This window comes from Streptomyces sp. NPDC016562, from assembly GCF_043076955.1.
Classification (GTDB): Bacteria; Actinomycetota; Actinomycetes; order Streptomycetales; family Streptomycetaceae; genus Streptomyces.
In genome coordinates this window covers 263,388-279,016 of the sequence record NZ_JBIBRZ010000001.1, presented here as the reverse complement: position 1 = coordinate 279,016, position 15,629 = coordinate 263,388, and the positions used below count along the sequence as shown (strand labels likewise).

The window sequence follows — 15,629 nt, the reverse complement described above, 5'->3', positions numbered from 1 at the left end:
GCGCGCCGGGCCGCCGTTACGCGGCCGAGGCCGCCGGGGCGGGCTGCGGCGCGGGGGCCGGGAGCCGGCTCACCCGCAGCCAGCCGGCGCCCGCCTTCGCCGCCGAGCCGGCCGCCAGGCCCCAGGCGGCGCCCGCCACGCCCCACACGGCGTAACCGCCCAGCAGGAGGCCCACGGACAGCAGCGAGAAGACCACCTGCAACGACAGCGTGGCCTTCGGGGCGAGCACGCGCAGCGTGAGCAGCGCGCAGGTGCCGAGCCCCATGACGGCGTACTGGGCGCCGGTGGCCGGCAGCAGCGCGGACGTCGCCGCCCAGGTGTCGCCCAGCAGCGAGGAGCCCGCCCGGTCGGGCAGCGCGTACAGCACGGCTCCCCAGCCCGCGCCGACCGCGGCCAGCACCAGGCCCAGCGCGGCCGTCGCCCGGACGGTGGCCCGCTTGCCGCCGAGCCGCCCCAGCACCGGGGGGCCGAAGGCGTTCGCGGAGTTGAACAGCACGTTCAGCGGCCCGAACAGGGTGGTCGCACCGCGCAGCGCGCCGACCGACAGGGGCGTCGCGAAGACCCCGAGGCCCAGTACGGCGAGCTGGCTGGAGCCGTTGCCCACCGCGAACTCGACCACGAACCGCTGCCCGAGGTGACCGCGCCGCAGGTACGGCCGCAGGTCGGCGCGGGCGCCGCGTACGGACGGCCGCAGCAGCCACAGCCCGAGGGCCAGCGCGGGCAGCGCCGAGAGCCCCCACACCAGCACCAGGCGCCCCGCGGAGGCCCCCTCGGGCTGGACGGCCAGCGCCGCGACCGCGCACGCCAGGCGCAGCGCGTCGGCGGCCAGCGCCCGTCCGGGGGCGCGCAGCGCGGAGAAGCAGTACCGCAGCCCGTCCTGGAGGAGCACCAGGGGCAGTACGAGGCCCAGCGCGAGGAAGGCCCGCCCGCCGGCCCCGGGGAGCGCGAGGCCCGCCACCGCGAGCACCGCGCCCACGACGGCCGACGCCGCCCCGGTGAAGCCCACGGCGGAGCGGCACAACGCACCGAGCCCGCCCGGGACCCGGCCCGGGGAGGTGTCCGCGCCTTTCTCCAGGACCAGGCTCTGGCCCACGTAGGCCATGTTCAGCCCGAGGAGCACGCTGAAGGTCACGTACACCATCGAGAAGTCGGCGAAGGCGGACGCCGACGACAGCCGGGCCGCCAGCACCAGCACGAGGATGTTCGTGGCGCTGGAGGCGGCCTGGTCCAGGACCGACAGGGCCGCCGCGACAGCGCGCCGGCTCACCGCCGGCCCGGGCGGACCGTACGCAGCGCGACCGTGTCCGTACCGTCGCCCGGGATGTGCTGTTCGGGCTCGTCGTCCTCGCGGGTGATCGGCTGGGGCTGCGGGGCGGAAGGGGCGTGCGGTGCGGCGGGGGCGGCGGCGCCGCGGTCCTTGCCGCGGCCGCGCTTCTCGCCGGGCAGCGGCGCGTGCAGCACCGCGCCGAGCACGGTGCCGCCGGCGCCGCTGATCAGCTCGCGGATCCGGGACAGGTCGGAGCGGTGCACGGCGCGCGGGTCGCAGACGACCAGGACACCGTCGACGCGGTCGACGAGCGCGAGGGCGTCGGCGTAGGAGAGCACGGGCGGCGCCAGCACGACCACCGTGGCGTTGGGGGAGTCGGCCTCGGAGATCAGCCGGGTGGCGCGCGCGGAGGTCAGCGAACGGGCGACGTTGCGCACCCGCTGACCCGGGATCAGGTCGAAGGCGCCCGACTCACCGGCGTCCACGACCAGCTGGCGCCCGTCGGGCCACTCCGTGTCGCCGTGCTGCGCGGGACGCTTCCCGGCGGCCGGGGAGCTCGCCGACTGGCTCCAGCGCGGCCGGCTGCCCGCGTCGGTGGGCAGCTGGCTGGCGAGGACCGGGGTGCGCAGGTCGGCCTCGATGAGCAGGACGTCCTTGCCGGTCTCCGCGAAGGAGGCGCCGAGGTTCACGGCCACCGCGGCGGCGGTCTCGCTGCTGCCGCGCGGGGCGACCACGAGGAGCCGGCGCCGGTCGGCGAAGCGGGAGTCGTAGGCGAGCCGGAAGGCCACCGAGCGGTATTCCTCCGCGAGCCGCGGATCGGTCTCGCCCGCGGCGAGCAGCGGCCCGCCGCCGGTCCGGTCCCGCGGCAGGTAGCCGAGGACGGGAGCGCGCAGCGCCCGGGCCACGTCGCCCTCCGACCGCGGCGCCGGGTCGAAGACGAGCCGGACCCAGGCGGCCAGCAGGCCGAGCGCGAGGCCCACGGCCGCGCCGAGCGCCAGGGACATCACGATGCCGGGGCCGTCCGCCCCGGCGGGCGGGGTCGCGGCGCTGGTGACGCGGCCCGGGGTCATGTCGAGGGCCTGGAGCTTGGCGATGTTGCTGTTGAGCGTGTTGACCTTGCTCTGCAGGTCGGTCTTGGAGGAGTAGGCCGCGTCGCGCGCGGTGCCCGCCGGCATCGAGTTGATCGACTTGACCAGCTCGTCGAGCTGCTTGGCCACCGGGTCGCGCTGCTCCTGGTAGCCCGTGACCATCTTGTCGCGGGTGACGTCCAGGGCCTCCTGCCGCTTGAGCAGGTACGCCTCCGTCATGGCGTTGGCCCGCTTGGCGGCCTCCTTCGGGGAGGACGCGGTGTAGGTGAAGCGGAGCACCATCGTCTGCGGCGGATTGGTCACCTGCAGCCCGCTGCGCAGGGAGGCGAAGCCGGAGGCGGAGACGCCGAGTTTCTTCGCCGCCTCGTTGGCTATGGAGGAACTGAGGGCGACCTGGCGCTCCGAGCCGATGTTGATGGCCTTGTCGGGGGCCAGGCTCGGGTTGAACGGGTCGTCGGTGGGCGCGCGCAGCACCACGTCGGCGGTCGCGACGTAGGTGTCGGCGGTGGAGACGCCGAGGTAGACGCCGCCCAGCAGGCCGATCCCGATGCCCGCGCCGATGAGCCTGCGGTAGCGCAGGAGCTGGCGGAACTGGTCTCTGAGGAGATCCGGTTCGTCGTCGGCCGGTGCCGCTGCGGGGCGGTTCGTCTCGATCACGGCCGGGGTCCCCCAAGTGCTTCGTCGATCAGGGCGTCGATGCGGGCCAGGCCCGCCTCACGGCTCAGGTGGGCCGCCACGTGGCGGGGTCCGGCCGCTCCGAGCGCGTCCGCGCCTTCCGGGTCCTCGGCCAGGGCCCGTACGGCCTTCAGCAGGGCCTCGGGGTCCTCCGGCGGTACGAGTACCCCCGCACCCGAGCGTTCCACCTCCTGGGCGGTCCCGCCCTCCGCGGCCACGGAGGCGACGACGGGCCGGCCGGTCTGGAAGTAGGAGGTGAGCTTGGACGGCACGCTCATGTCCAGCACGGCGGCGTGCTGCGTGACGGCGAGAACGTCCGCCGCGGCGAGGATATCCGGGAACTCCCCGTCAGCGGCAGGGGGGATGATGTCCAGATTGGGGACGTCGGCCGCGAGCGCGGCGAGCGCCGCGCGCTGACTGCCGTCGCCCATCAGGACGAAGCGGACGCCGCGGTCCAGCCGGGCGGCCCCCACGAGGACTTCGAGCCCCTGCTTGAGCCCCATGTTCCCGGAGTGCAGGACGACGGTCTCGCCCGGCGCCCAGCCGAGGTGACGGCGCGTCTCGCCGCGCGGCTTGGTGGGCACCGGCACGTGGGACCAGTTGGGGACCAGGCGGATCCTGGCCGGGTCCACGCCCATGCCGACGACCCGGTCCACGAAGGTCTCGTGGATGACGCCGACGAGGGTGGCCCGCTTGAGGGCGTACGCCTCGGCGCGCCCGGCGATCGCGGCGGCCTTGTCGCCGCCGCTGATCCCGCTCTGCGCGGCGGCGGCGCCCATCAGGTCCTGGACGACCGGGACGTAGGGGACCTTCCACCGCGCCGCGAGCCGGGCGGCGAGCACTCCGCCGGCCAGGCTGGGCATCTGGGCGAGGACCGCGTCCGGCTTCGGCATCCTGGGCGGGGCCAGGGCGCCGTGCAGCAGGATCGATCCTTCGAACAGGGCCCGCTTCACGGCGGTCTGCTTCTGCGGCACCGTGTGCGCACGCCGGTGCACGGTGACCCCCGCGCGCTGTTCCGTGCGCCGTAGCGCCCCCCGGTACTCCGGTTCCAGGGACCACGCCGGGTAGTGCGGCATGCCCGCGAGGACATGGGTCTCGTGGCCGAGATCCGCCCAGTGCTCCGCGATCTGGGTGGCGTAGGGCCCAATCCCCGCGTGCTCGGGAGCGTAATTGGTGGAAACCAGCAGCATGCGCCGGTGACCGGATCTCGACACTGAACGTCCTCTTCTCCCCTGGATGGTGCGCTCGTCACCCTATTCGTTCACCCGCACGGTGTGGAACGCGCACGCTATTGTCTGCTAATCCGCTGCACCGGGGGGTGTGGCAGCTGGGGGTAACAGATGACGGAGCGGGACATGTCCGACTTTGGCGCGCCGCCGCGCAGACCGTACCGAGTCGGCTATGCGCCGGGCGCCTACGATCTGTTCCATATCGGCCACCTCAACATCCTTCGCCACGCCCGGAGCCGGTGCGACTACCTGGTCGCGGGCGTGGTCTCCGACGAGATGGCCGAACTGGCCAAGGGGCGCCGCCCGATGATCCCGCTCGTGGAGCGGCTGGAAATCGTCCGCAGCGTGAAGTACGTCGACGCCGCCTTCGTCGAGACCGTCCCGGACAAGGTGGAGACCTGGAAGCAGGTCCGCTTCGACGTCATCTTCAAGGGCGACGACTGGCGGGGCACGCCCAAGGGCGACCGGCTGGAGAAGGACTTCGCCGCCCACGGGGTCGACGTCGTCTACTTCCCCTACACCGTCCACACCTCCAGCACCCAGCTGCGCCGGGCCCTGGACGCGCTGGCACAGCCCCCGGCGCTGCCGGGCCAGGTCACCGGGGAACGGCGCTGAGCTCCCGGAACCACTTGGCGAGGAAGGCCAGCAGGAACAGACCGGCGACCACGCCCAGCCCCGCGTAGGCGTACGCGAACAGCTTCCCGCCGCCCAGCAGCAGGAACACCAGGCAGAACACCCCGTAGTCCACGGGCAGCAACGCCACCGCGCGCACGGTCGACGGCGCGGCGGCGGGGCTCCCCGGGGCCGGCTTGGGCTTGAGCTTCTCGGTCAGCAGCCCGCCGAAGAAGGTGACCACCGCCGCGAACTGGAAGCCCAGCGGCACCAGCAGCCAGCCGCGCGCGCCCGCCGTACCCGCGCCGACCCCGTACGCCTCGGGGAAGCGGTAGAAGGCGATCAGCACACAGGTGTGCAGCGCCGTGAGTTTGGCGCAGTCCACGACGTGGTCGAGCCACTCGCCCGCGGCGCTGCCGCCCCCGCGCAGCCGGGCCAGCTGCCCGTCGGCGGAGTCGAAGGCGAACCCGACGGCGAGCGCGCCCCACACCGCCACACCCAGGCCCCACGAGGGCGCGGCCAGCGCGACCGCGGCCACGGCCGCGAAGCTGAAGGCGGCGCTGACCAGCGTCACCTGGTTCGGGGTGAGCCCCAGCGCGTACGAACCGGCGGCCAGGTAGCGCCCGGTGGGCCGGTTGACGAACCGCGAATAGAGCGACACCCCCTTCGCCGACTTCTGCGCCCCGCGCAGCTCCCGCAGCGCGGCTTCGACTCTGCCCATGCAGGGACCCCCTCCGTGATGATGTCGAACACATCATCGCAGGGCGGCTCCGGCCGCCGCGCTGACGACCCGGAGCAGCAGCACCGAGCGGGCCGGAACCGTCAGGGTCTCGCCGCCGCGGCAGCGGCTCAGGGGAGCGGCGGCCTGCTCCTCCAGCGAGGTGTCCAGGACGAGTTCGTAGGACTCCGCCCACGGCTCACCCGGCAGCACCCACGCCACCGGCCGGTCACCGGCGTGCAGCAGCGCGAGGAAGCTGTCGTCCGTCACCTGCCGGCCCCGCTCGTCGCGTCCGGGGATGTCCCGCCCCGACAAGTACATGCCGAGCGCGGCGGCCGGCGCGTACCAGTCCCGCTCCGTCATCTCCGCGCCCGCCGGCGTGAACCAGGCCAGGTCCCGCAGCCCGTCCACCCCCTGGGGCCGCCCCGAGAAGAACGCCCGCCGCCGCAGCACCGGATGGGCGTGGCGCAGCGAGATCAGCCGCGAGGCCAGGGCGAAGAGCGACTGCCAGGCCGGATCCGACAGCAGCGACCAGTCCACCCAGCCGGTCTCGTTGTCCTGGCAGTAGGCGTTGTTGTTGCCGCCCTGCGTGCGCCCGAACTCGTCTCCCGCCACCAGCATCGGCACGCCCGTCGACAGCAGCAGGGTGGTCAGGAGGTTGCGCAGCTGGCGGCGGCGCAGGACCCCGATCCGGACGTCGTCGCTCTCGCCCTCGGCCCCGCAGTTCCACGACCGGTTGTCGTGCGTGCCGTCCCGGCCCTCCTCCCCGTTCGCCTCGTTGTGCTTGCGCTCGTACGACACCAGGTCGCGCAGGGTGAAACCGTCGTGCGCGGTCACGAAGTTCACCGAGGCGTACGGACGCCGCCCGCCCCACGCGTACAGGTCGCTCGACCCCGACAGCCGGTACCCGAGGTCCCGCACGTCGGGCAGCGCGCCGCGCCAGAAGTCCCGTACGGCGTCGCGGTAGCGGTCGTTCCACTCCGTCCACAGCGGGGGGAACGCCCCCACCTGGTAGCCGCCCGAGCCCACGTCCCACGGCTCGGCGATCAGCTTGACCCGGCGCAGCACCGGGTCCTGGGCGATCACGGCCAGGAACGGGGACAGCATGTCCACGTCGTGCATCGAGCGGGCCAGGGCCGCCGCCAGGTCGAAGCGGAACCCGTCCACCCCCATCTCCGTCACCCAGTAGCGCAGCGAGTCGGTGATCAGGCGCAGCACGTGCGGGCGCCCCGCGTGCAGGGTGTTGCCGCAGCCCGTGTAGTCGGCGTACCGGCGCTGGTCCGACTGGAGCCGGTAGTAGCCCCGGTTGTCGATCCCGCGCAGTGACAGCGTCGGACCGAGCTCGCCCGCCTCCGCCGTGTGGTTGTAGACCACGTCGAGGATGACCTCGATGCCCGCCGCGTGCAGGGCGCGGACCATCCGCTTGAACTCCCCGACCTGCTGCCCGGCCGTGCCGCTCGCCGAATACGCCGCGTGCGGGGCGAAGTAGCCGATCGAGTTGTAGCCCCAGTAGTTGCGCAGCCCGCGGCGCAGCAGGTGGTCCTCGTGCGCGAACTGGTGCACCGGCAGCAGCTCCACCGCGGTGACCCCGAGCTTGACCAGGTGTTCGATCGCCGCCGGATGGGCCAGCCCCGCGTAGGTGCCGCGCAGCTCCTCGGGAACACCCGGATGGCGCATCGTGAAGCCGCGCACGTGCAGCTCGTAGATCACCGAATCGGCCCACGGCGTCTTCGGCCGGACGTCGTCCGCCCAGTCGTCGTCATCGTGGACGACGACGCCCTTGGGGACGTACGGCGCGGAGTCCCGGTCGTCGCGCACCGTGTCCGCGATGTACTGCTGCGGCCAGTCCCGCACGTGCGCGTACACCTCCGGCGGCAGCGTGAACTCCCCGTCGACCGCGCGCGCGTACGGGTCGAGGAGCAGCTTCGCCGGGTTGTACCGGGCGCCCGTCCAGGGGTCCCAGCGGCCGTGCACCCGAAATCCGTACCGCTGCCCGGGGCGCACGCCGGGCACGAAGCCGTGCCAGATCTCGTGCGTGAGCTCCGTCAGGGCGCAGCGGATCTCCGTACCCCCGGACCCGTCGGCGTCGAAGAGGCACACCTCCACCGCCTCCGCGCCCTGCGCCCACAGGGCGAAGTTGGTGCCCGCGGTCCCGTCCGGACCGTGGTGGAACCGGGCCCCCAGGGGGTGCGAGGACCCGGGCCACACCGGCGGGCCGCCCGGGCGCGCCTGCGCCCGTGACACCTGGCCCCTGACCTGGCCGTTGACCTGCCCGTTCACCTGGCCGTTCTTCACCTGCCCGTTGGCCTGCCCGTCGCGTGTGCGCTCCGGTGGGCCGCCCGGTCGGTCGTCGACCTGCGGTACGGGCGCGGCCTGGCCGCTCCGCACCACGTCGACGGCGTTGCTGACGGCTTCCACCGCCTCTTGCTCGGCTGCGCTCGACACTGCCCGCCTCCACGGCTCTCGGTACGCGGGGGTAGGGGAGTGCGACCCCGGCGTCCCGGCCTGGGCCCGCCCCCGTCTGGTCCTTCACACTGTTCTGCCCGGAGAGATCTGCCCGGAACGTGGCCCGCGCTCACGTTTCCCCGGAGGGGGCCGGTCGTTGGAGGGATCGTGACACTTCTGACGAGGCGGGCAGGGGCGGGCTTGGCCGCCATGGCGGCATGGGCGGGCCTGCTGGGCGGCCTGTCCGGATGCACCGGGGACGGCAAGTCCCCGGTCGAGATCCAGCTGCCCGGCAAACCCCGCTCGCCGGACGAGGCCATCCGCATCACCCCCGACGACAACGCCAAGGGGGTCCCGGCCGACGGACGGCTGTCCGTCACCGTCCCCGAGGGCCGGCTGGAGCGGGTCGTCGTCACCAAGGTGGAGGACGCGCAGGAGGAGGAGGTCCCCGGCACCATCGCGGCCGACGGGCTCAGCTGGAGCCCCGACCCGGATTCCGGCCGCCTCGCGCTCGCCGCCAAGTACACCGTGGACGCCGTCGCCCTCGACGGGCACGACCGCCGCCAGGCCCGGCACACCACCTTCACCACCTACGTGCCCGAGGAGCGTTTCATCGGCTACTTCAAGCCCGAGAACCGCTCCACCGTCGGCACCGGCATGATCGTCTCCTTCAACTTCAACCGCGCCATCGAGCGCCGCGCGGAAGTGGAGCGGGCCATCGCCGTCACCTCCGACCCGGCGGTGGAGGTCGTGGGCCACTGGTTCGGCAAGGAGCGGCTCGACTTCCGGCCCAAGCAGTACTGGAAGCCCGGCACCCGCGTCACCGTGAAGATGAACCTGCGCGACGTCGAGGGCGCCCCCGGCTCGTACGGCATCCAGTCCAAGACCATCACGTTCACCGTCGGCCGCTCCCAGATCTCCAGGGTCGACGCGGCCGCGCACACCATGGAGGTCCGCCGGGACGGGGAACTGCTCTCGACCGTGCCGATCAGCGCCGGAGCGCCGAAGACCACCACCTACAACGGCAAGATGGTGGTGATGGAGATGTTCGACGTCACCCGGATGAACGGCCAGACCGTCGGCTTCGGCGGCGAGTACGACATCCCCGACGTCCCGCACGCCATGCGGCTCACCTCCTCCGGGACCTTCCTGCACGGGAACTACTGGCTCAGCCCCGACACCTTCGGCACCAGCAACATGAGCCACGGCTGCGTGGGCCTGCGCGACGACCGGGGCGGCGGCTCGGACACCCCCGCCGGCTGGTTCTTCGACCGGACCCTGATCGGGGACGTCGTGGAGGTCGTGAACTCGCAGGACAAGACGGTCGCGCCCAACAACGGGCTGGGCGGCTGGAACATGTCCTGGGCGGACTGGGTCGCCGGCTCCGCCCTCGCCTGAGCAGCACGCACGGGTGATTCGTGTGACCGGAATGCCGTAGCGGCCGAGTGTCCTGGCCCAGGGGCGTACGAGGCTCCCCGCAGCCTGTGCAGGGCAGAGCAGCCCCGGGCGACGGACGGAGAGTCATGGCAGCCAGGACATCGAGGGCGTGGCCGCTGGGCCTCGCCGCCGCAGCGGTGATCGCCGCGGCGGGGCCGGTGCACGCCGCGGGCCCGGACGGGCCACCGCCCGCGGCCGCGGCCGCCGCGGACGGCGTCAGGGTGGCGTTGCGCGCCGCGGACGCGGACACCGGAGCACCCCTGTCCCGCGTCCGGTTCGAACTGTGGCGGGAGCTCAACGACCGTTCGGGGCTCCAGACCACCGGCGAGGGCGCCGACGAGAGGTACGACGGCGTCTGCGTGACCGACGCCAAGGGCGGCTGCACGGTGGAGCTGCCCGCCGGCGAGACGTACTACTGGGTGCAGACCTCGTTCCCGGCGGGCTACGAGCGGCCCGAGGAACCGGTCACCGGCTTCGACCTCCCCCAGGGCGCGGCGAAGGACTTCGTCGTCAACGTGACCAACCGGCGTACGGACGCCGTGTACGACGGCTCCGTCCGGGTGTTGAAGAGGGACGCGAAGACCGGGTCCCCGCTGGCCAGCGCCGTGTTCGAGCTCTGGAAGGAGACCAACTCCACCGACGGGCTCCAGCGGCGCGGCATCAACGCCGACCACCAGGTCAGGCCGGGCTGCGCCACCGACGACGACGGCGTGTGCGACTTCGACGGGCTGCCGGACGGCGCGTACTACCTGGTCGAGACGGACGTCCCCGAGGGCTACCTCCAGCCCGAGGACCCGGTGACCGGTCCGGGCCTGCTGGACGAGGACTCCCCGGGCCACCGGCTGGTGGTCAGGCTCTCCAACGAGCGGGACAACTACGGGCTGAACCCCGAGGCCGACAAGGAGAAGGAGAAGGAGAGGGAGGAGGACCGGGACGAGGACGAGGAGGGCCGCCGGGCCTGAACCGTCCCGGGTCAGCGCGGGTGTCCCGGCCCCGGACCCGTCCCGCTGCGCCGGTGGAGTGACCTCCTCACCCCACCGGCGCATCAGCACGGGCCGTACCCCGCCCGTCCGGGTTGGCTGGGACGCGACGGCCCGGTCCGCGGCCCCCCGAGGAGGCACTGATGGCTACGGGACAGTGGAAAGGCCCCCGCTCCAGGGCGGCCGCCCTCGCCGCCCTGCTCGCACTGGCGGGCTTCGCCCCGCTGCCGGCGGCCGCGGCGGCCCCGGAGCCGGAGAGCGCCTGCCGGGTGCGTACCGGCCCCTACCAGCGGGACATGGAGGCCCACCTGCGCCGCACGGTCGACGGCGTGCAGTCCGCGGCGGACTGCTACGCGATCCGCGCCTTCCAGCGCGAGAACGGGGTCGTCCCGGCCGACGGCTACGCGGGCGTGCCGACCTTCCGCACGATGCTCGTCGTGGCCGCCCGCCCCGACCCCAACGCGGCGGGCCAGTGCCCGGTGCGCTCCTACCGCGTGACCTGCGTCGACATGGACCGGCAGCTGCTCTGGGTCCAGCGCGACCGCCGGATCGTCTTCCCGCCCGTGCCCGTCCGCACCGGCCGCGACTACCAGGAGACCCGCCCCGGCTGGCACGAGGTGTACTGGCGCAGCAAGGACCACAAGTCCTCGCTGTACGACAACTCGCCCATGCCCTACGCCCAGTTCTTCGACGGGGGCCAGGCCCTGCACGGCCGCTCCGAGTACCTCTACGCCCACGGCGGCTCCGCCGGCTGCGTCAACCTCAAGGAATCCGACGCGAAGGCCCTGTGGAACCTGCTGGACGAGGGCGACGCCGTCTACGTCTGGGGCACCAAGCCCGGCACCGCCGACTGACCCGCGCCCCTGCCAGACCCGCACGTCAGTTGGGACGGAACGGTGACAAGACCGTGGCTCGTCGTGATCCCCCCGTGTGATTTCCTGTCGACATGCGCGCGACTGTCCGCGCGCGGGGGACATGGGGAGAACACGAGTGAACCTGCAGCCGATACGCGGCCGCGCCCGCACCGGCCTGCCGGCCCTTCTGCTGGGGGCGGCCCTGCTGTTCACCACCGCGTGCAGTGGTGGCGGCGGCGGCAACAGCAGCGGCAGCGGCGACGACAAGGCCGGGGGCGGCAAGACCGGTACCGAGGCCTCCAAGGCCGTCGTCAGCGTCAAGCCCGACGACGGGGCCAAGGAGGTCGCCACCAGTGGCGTCCTGAAGATCACGAGCACCGGCGGCAAGCTGGCCACCGTGACCGTCGCCGACACCAAGGGCAACGCGGTCGAGGGCAAGCTCGCCGATGACGGCGCGAGCTGGGAGCCGGCCCGTCACCTGGCCTCGGCCACCGAGTACAAGGTGCACGCGGTCGCCAAGGACGAGGCGGGCCGGGAGTCCGCGAAGGACACCACCTTCACGACCCTGACCCCGACGAACACCTTCGTGGGTCACTACACGCCCGAGGACGGCGCGACCGTCGGCGTCGGCATGCCGGTCTCGATCAACTTCACCCGCGGCATCACCAACCCCGAGGCCGTCGAGAAGGCCATCACCGTGACGGCCGAGCCGCCCGTGCCGGTCGAGGGCCACTGGTTCGGCAACGACCGGCTCGACTTCCGCCCCGAGAACTACTGGGCCGCGGGCACCAAGGTCACCGTGAAGCTCGCCCTCGACGGAGTCGAAGGCCGCCCCGGGGTCTACGGCAAGCAGACCCGCACGGTCACCTTCACCATCGGCCGCTCGCAGGTGTCCACGGTCGACGCCAGCGAGAAGGAGATGCAGGTCGTCCGCGACGGCCAGGTGCTCAAGACCGTCCCGATCACCGCGGGCGCCCCATCGACGACCACGTACAACGGGCAGATGGTCATCAGCGAGAAGTACCAGGTGACGCGGATGAACGGCGCGACCGTCGGCTTCGGCGGCGAGTACGACATCGCGGACGTCCCGCACGCGATGCGCCTGTCGAACTCGGGCACCTTCGTCCACGGTAACTACTGGGCCTCCTCGGGCACCTTCGGCTCGGCCAACGTCAGCCACGGCTGCGTGGGCCTGCGCGACCAGCGCGGCGGCGGGGACCCGGACGCCCCGGCGGCCTGGTTCTTCAACGAGTCGCTGATCGGCGACGTGGTCATCGTGAAGAACTCCAAGGACAAGCAGATCGCCCCGGACAACGGCCTCAACGGCTGGAACATGCCGTGGGCGGAGTGGACGAAGTAGCCCCGTCCCGACCGTAGGCACGTGGCCCGGCGCTGTGACCCACAGCGCCGGGCCCCTTCACGTAGGCGTCCTACACTTCCGGACGTGCATTCCGTCGCCCTGGCCGTCACCGACGGCATGCTGCAGTTCGAAATGTCCCTGGCCATCGAGGTGTTCGGGTCCGACCTGACCCATCTCGTGGACCCCTGGTACGCGTTCTCCCTCTGCGGCCCCGGCCCCGTGCGGATCGACCGCTACCGCCTGGAGACGGACCACGGACTCGACCACCTCCCGCACGCCGACACCGTGATCGTCCCCGGCTGGGCCGACACGGACGTGGACCCGCCCGTGGAACTCGTCGAGGCGGTGCGCGCGGCCCACGCGGCGGGCGCACGCGTCGTCTCGCTGTGCACCGGGGCCTTCGTCCTGGCCGCCGCCGGCCTGCTGAACGGCAAACGCGCCACCACGCACTGGGCGCACACCGGTGAACTGGCCCGGCGCCATCCCGAGGTCACGGTGGACCCGGACGTCCTCTACGTCGACAACGGCGACGTGCTGACCTCCGCCGGCAAGGCCGCCGCCATGGACCTGTGCCTGCACCTCGTCCGCCTCGACCACGGCTCGGCGAACGCCAACAAGATCGCACGCCGGCTGGTCGTCCCGCCCCACCGCGACGGCGGGCAGGCGCAGTTCATCTCCACTCCGGTTCCCGGCCCCGGCAACCACCCCCTCGCCGAGCTCTTCCCCTGGGTCCTCCAGCGCCTGGACGAGCCGCTCACCGTGGAGGACCTCGCCCGCCAGGCGCGGATGAGCTCGCGCCACCTGGGCCGCCACTTCAAATCACTGACCGGGACCACCCCGTTGCAGTGGCTCCACGTCCAGCGCATCCGCCACGCCCAGGAGCTCCTGGAGACCACCGACGACACCGTCGACACCATCGCCACCGCCACCGGCATGGGCACGTCCACCACCCTGCGCCGCCACTTCCACCGAACCGTCGGAGTCCCTCCGGACACCTACCGCCGCACCTTCCGTTCCCACGCCCACCCCGGACCGGAACGCGACACCGGCAGGTGACACCACCGCGCGGGGCTGTGACCCACGGCACCGGGCCACTTCACGTTAACCGGCGCTAACCTGGCCCGTATGACCATCTCTCTCGAAGTCTCCGAAGGCGTCGGCACCATCCGCCTGGACCGGCCGCCCATGAACGCCCTGGACATCGCCACCCAGGACCGGCTGCGCGAGCTCGCGGTGGAGGCGACGGACCGGTCCGACGTCCGCGCGGTCGTCCTCTACGGCGGCGAGAAGGTGTTCGCGGCGGGCGCGGACATCAAGGAGATGCAGCAGATGGACCACGCGGCGATGGTCGCCCGGTCCCGTGGGCTGCAGGACGCCTTCACCGCTGTGGCCCGGATCCCCAAGCCCGTGGTCGCGGCCGTCACCGGCTACGCGCTGGGCGGCGGTTGCGAGCTCGCGCTGTGCGCCGACTACCGGATCGCCGCCGACAACGCGAAGCTCGGCCAGCCCGAGATCCTGCTGGGCCTGATTCCGGGCGCGGGCGGCACCCAGCGCCTCTCCCGGCTGGTCGGCCCCTCCAAGGCCAAGGACCTGATCTTCACCGGGCGCATGGTCAAGGCCGACGAGGCGCTCACCCTGGGTCTGGTCGACCGGGTCGTGCCCGCGGCCGAGGTGTACGAGCAGGCGCACGCCTGGGCCGCCAAGCTCGCGCAGGGTCCGGCGATGGCGCTGCGCGCGGCCAAGGAGTGCGTGGACGCCGGCCTGGAGGCCGACATCGACACCGGGCTCACCATCGAACGCAACTGGTTCGCGGGCCTGTTCGCGACCGAGGACCGCGCGCGCGGCATGCGCAGCTTCGTCGAAGAGGGCCCGGGCAAGGCCAAGTTCGTCTGAGGCCGGTCCGTCGGTCCTCCCTGTGGGTGGATTAGCCAGGTCTTAAGGGGACCTTAAGGAGCGACGGTGATCGACTCCCCGTGATCGTTTCGGGGCGTTCCGTCACCGCAGGTCACGACGCATATGGCGGGCGCCGCGTTGCCCTCCGCATATGACAGGACGCCCCCCGGATTCGCCGGATCCGGGGGGCGTTTTCCCGGGGAACGGCCCGGAGGGACGGTGCGGCCGTCCATGATGGGTCCATGGCGGGCCTGGAGGGTGTGGAACAGCCGCGGCAGCGCGGCAACGCTTCGGCGGTGCGGCTCACGGCGGCGGTGGAGGACGAACAGGGCCTCAAGGCACTGGAGACGCACGGGAATCCGGCGGAGGCGGAAGTGACCCTGCCGTCCATGCCCGAGTCGGCGAGCACCGCGCGACGGCTCACCCAGTGCGTGGTGGTCCGCCTCTGGGGCCTCTCCCCGCAGATCGCCGAGCACGCCGTCCTGCTGGTCTCGGAGCTGGTCGGCAACGCCGTCCGCCACACCGGGGCCCGCTCGTTCGGTTTACGCATGCTGCGCCGGCGTGGCTGGATCCGCGTGGAGGTGCGCGATCCCTCGCGCGGACTGCCCTGCCTGATGCCGGTCCACGAGCTGGACACCACCGGCCGGGGCCTGTTCCTCGTCGACAAGCTGTCCGACCGCTGGGGCGCGGACCTGCAACCGCGCGGCAAGATCACATGGTTCGAGATGCGGGTCGCCGACCGCCAGAACGCCTGAAGCCCCCGGCGCCGTGGTGGGGCGTTGTGGGGGCTTCATGGGTGCGCCGAGGATCTGAAGGGGGTGTGATCCTCGGCGTGGCGACTTCGCTCGGGTCAATGGGAAGCCGTGACGTCGACTATGGCAGACGAGGGCCCAAACGCCAAAACTCCCTAGTCGGACATAAGTGGGCAAATACTAAGACTTTCTAGCTAAATCCTAGGTGAGGTGGGCCACTCACCTCGCAATCAATGAATAAATATCGACTGCTCTGAGTGAATCGTTGATCACGTGGGGGAGGGGCCACTCGTTCGGCCCCTTGTGGTGAACATCGCGA

13 protein-coding genes are annotated in these 15,629 nt (G+C 72.5%); 8 read left to right on the top strand and 5 right to left on the bottom strand.

The features are described from left to right. Positions 1 to 16: 16 nt before the first annotated feature. From ACF059_RS01260 to ACF059_RS01250, 3 genes are read right to left on the bottom strand one after another with little or no spacing between them, the layout of a single operon-like run. Complete coding sequence (locus ACF059_RS01260) at positions 17 to 1,267, bottom strand: hypothetical protein (protein WP_392049898.1); 1,251 nt, start codon at positions 1,265 to 1,267, stop codon at positions 17 to 19. Continuing rightward, entirely contained in the window at positions 1,264 to 3,012 is a 1,749-nt protein-coding gene (locus ACF059_RS01255) for a lipopolysaccharide biosynthesis protein (protein WP_392049896.1), read from the bottom strand. Before ACF059_RS01255 ends, ACF059_RS01260 begins: the two co-directional genes overlap by 4 nt. After that, complete coding sequence (locus ACF059_RS01250; protein WP_392052963.1) at positions 3,009 to 4,220, bottom strand: glycosyltransferase family 4 protein; 1,212 nt, start codon at positions 4,218 to 4,220, stop codon at positions 3,009 to 3,011. Before ACF059_RS01250 ends, ACF059_RS01255 begins: the two co-directional genes overlap by 4 nt. A gap of 165 nt (positions 4,221 to 4,385) precedes the next feature. On the opposite strand from ACF059_RS01250, the gene ACF059_RS01245 reads away from it, so the two are divergent. Continuing rightward, entirely contained in the window at positions 4,386 to 4,874 is a 489-nt protein-coding gene (locus ACF059_RS01245; RefSeq protein WP_360888650.1) for an adenylyltransferase/cytidyltransferase family protein, read from the top strand. Here the strand turns inward: ACF059_RS01245 and ACF059_RS01240 are convergent. Together ACF059_RS01240 and glgX are read right to left on the bottom strand one after the other, a co-directional pair. After that, positions 4,855 to 5,592, bottom strand: coding sequence for a CDP-alcohol phosphatidyltransferase family protein (locus ACF059_RS01240; RefSeq protein WP_392049893.1), 738 nt, complete (start codon positions 5,590 to 5,592; stop codon positions 4,855 to 4,857). The genes ACF059_RS01245 and ACF059_RS01240 overlap by 20 nt on opposite strands. A gap of 33 nt (positions 5,593 to 5,625) precedes the next feature. Next, positions 5,626 to 8,034 carry a glycogen debranching protein GlgX gene (gene glgX / locus ACF059_RS01235; RefSeq protein ID WP_392049890.1) on the bottom strand — a complete coding sequence of 803 codons (2,409 nt, stop codon included), beginning with the start codon at positions 8,032 to 8,034 and terminating at the stop codon, positions 5,626 to 5,628. A gap of 210 nt (positions 8,035 to 8,244) precedes the next feature. Between glgX and ACF059_RS01230 the strand changes: the two genes are divergently transcribed. The 7 genes from ACF059_RS01230 (at position 8,245) to ACF059_RS01200 (ending at position 15,313) form a co-directional block, all read left to right on the top strand. Beyond that, positions 8,245 to 9,432, top strand: a complete 1,188-nt coding sequence (locus ACF059_RS01230) for an Ig-like domain-containing protein (protein WP_392052961.1) — start codon at positions 8,245 to 8,247, stop codon at positions 9,430 to 9,432. A 125-nt stretch (positions 9,433 to 9,557) separates the two neighbouring features. After that, positions 9,558 to 10,433, top strand: coding sequence for a collagen binding domain-containing protein (locus tag ACF059_RS01225; RefSeq protein WP_392049887.1), 876 nt, complete (start codon positions 9,558 to 9,560; stop codon positions 10,431 to 10,433). 161 nt (positions 10,434 to 10,594) lie between these two features. Then, on the top strand, positions 10,595 to 11,305 hold the full coding sequence (locus ACF059_RS01220) for a L,D-transpeptidase family protein (protein ID WP_392049884.1): 711 nt from the start codon (positions 10,595 to 10,597) through the stop codon (positions 11,303 to 11,305). 121 nt (positions 11,306 to 11,426) lie between these two features. Then, positions 11,427 to 12,665, top strand: coding sequence for an Ig-like domain-containing protein (locus ACF059_RS01215; protein ID WP_392049881.1), 1,239 nt, complete (start codon positions 11,427 to 11,429; stop codon positions 12,663 to 12,665). A gap of 84 nt (positions 12,666 to 12,749) precedes the next feature. Then, on the top strand, positions 12,750 to 13,721 hold the full coding sequence (locus tag ACF059_RS01210; RefSeq protein ID WP_392049878.1) for a helix-turn-helix domain-containing protein: 972 nt from the start codon (positions 12,750 to 12,752) through the stop codon (positions 13,719 to 13,721). 69 nt (positions 13,722 to 13,790) lie between these two features. Continuing rightward, positions 13,791 to 14,558, top strand: a complete 768-nt coding sequence (locus tag ACF059_RS01205) for an enoyl-CoA hydratase-related protein (RefSeq protein WP_366864987.1) — start codon at positions 13,791 to 13,793, stop codon at positions 14,556 to 14,558. A 242-nt stretch (positions 14,559 to 14,800) separates the two neighbouring features. Continuing rightward, positions 14,801 to 15,313: an ATP-binding protein gene (locus ACF059_RS01200; protein ID WP_392049875.1), complete on the top strand. Its 513-nt coding sequence runs from the start codon at positions 14,801 to 14,803 to the stop codon at positions 15,311 to 15,313. Positions 15,314 to 15,629 lie beyond the last annotated feature (316 nt).

Bases quoted from the DNA above. Each gene is read 5' to 3' on its own strand.
- ACF059_RS01220 (WP_392049884.1), top strand. From the start codon at position 10,595: ATGGCTACGGGACAGTGGAAAGGCCCCCGCTCCAGGGCGGCCGCCCTC.
- ACF059_RS01200 (WP_392049875.1), top strand. From the start codon at position 14,801: ATGGCGGGCCTGGAGGGTGTGGAACAGCCGCGGCAGCGCGGCAACGCT.
- ACF059_RS01205 (WP_366864987.1), top strand. From the start codon at position 13,791: ATGACCATCTCTCTCGAAGTCTCCGAAGGCGTCGGCACCATCCGCCTG.
- ACF059_RS01240 (WP_392049893.1), bottom strand. From the start codon at position 5,592: ATGGGCAGAGTCGAAGCCGCGCTGCGGGAGCTGCGCGGGGCGCAGAAG.
- ACF059_RS01225 (WP_392049887.1), top strand. From the start codon at position 9,558: ATGGCAGCCAGGACATCGAGGGCGTGGCCGCTGGGCCTCGCCGCCGCA.
- ACF059_RS01215 (WP_392049881.1), top strand. From the start codon at position 11,427: ATGGGGAGAACACGAGTGAACCTGCAGCCGATACGCGGCCGCGCCCGC.
- ACF059_RS01230 (WP_392052961.1), top strand. From the start codon at position 8,245: ATGGCGGCATGGGCGGGCCTGCTGGGCGGCCTGTCCGGATGCACCGGG.
- ACF059_RS01250 (WP_392052963.1), bottom strand. From the start codon at position 4,220: ATGCTGCTGGTTTCCACCAATTACGCTCCCGAGCACGCGGGGATTGGG.
- ACF059_RS01245 (WP_360888650.1), top strand. From the start codon at position 4,386: ATGTCCGACTTTGGCGCGCCGCCGCGCAGACCGTACCGAGTCGGCTAT.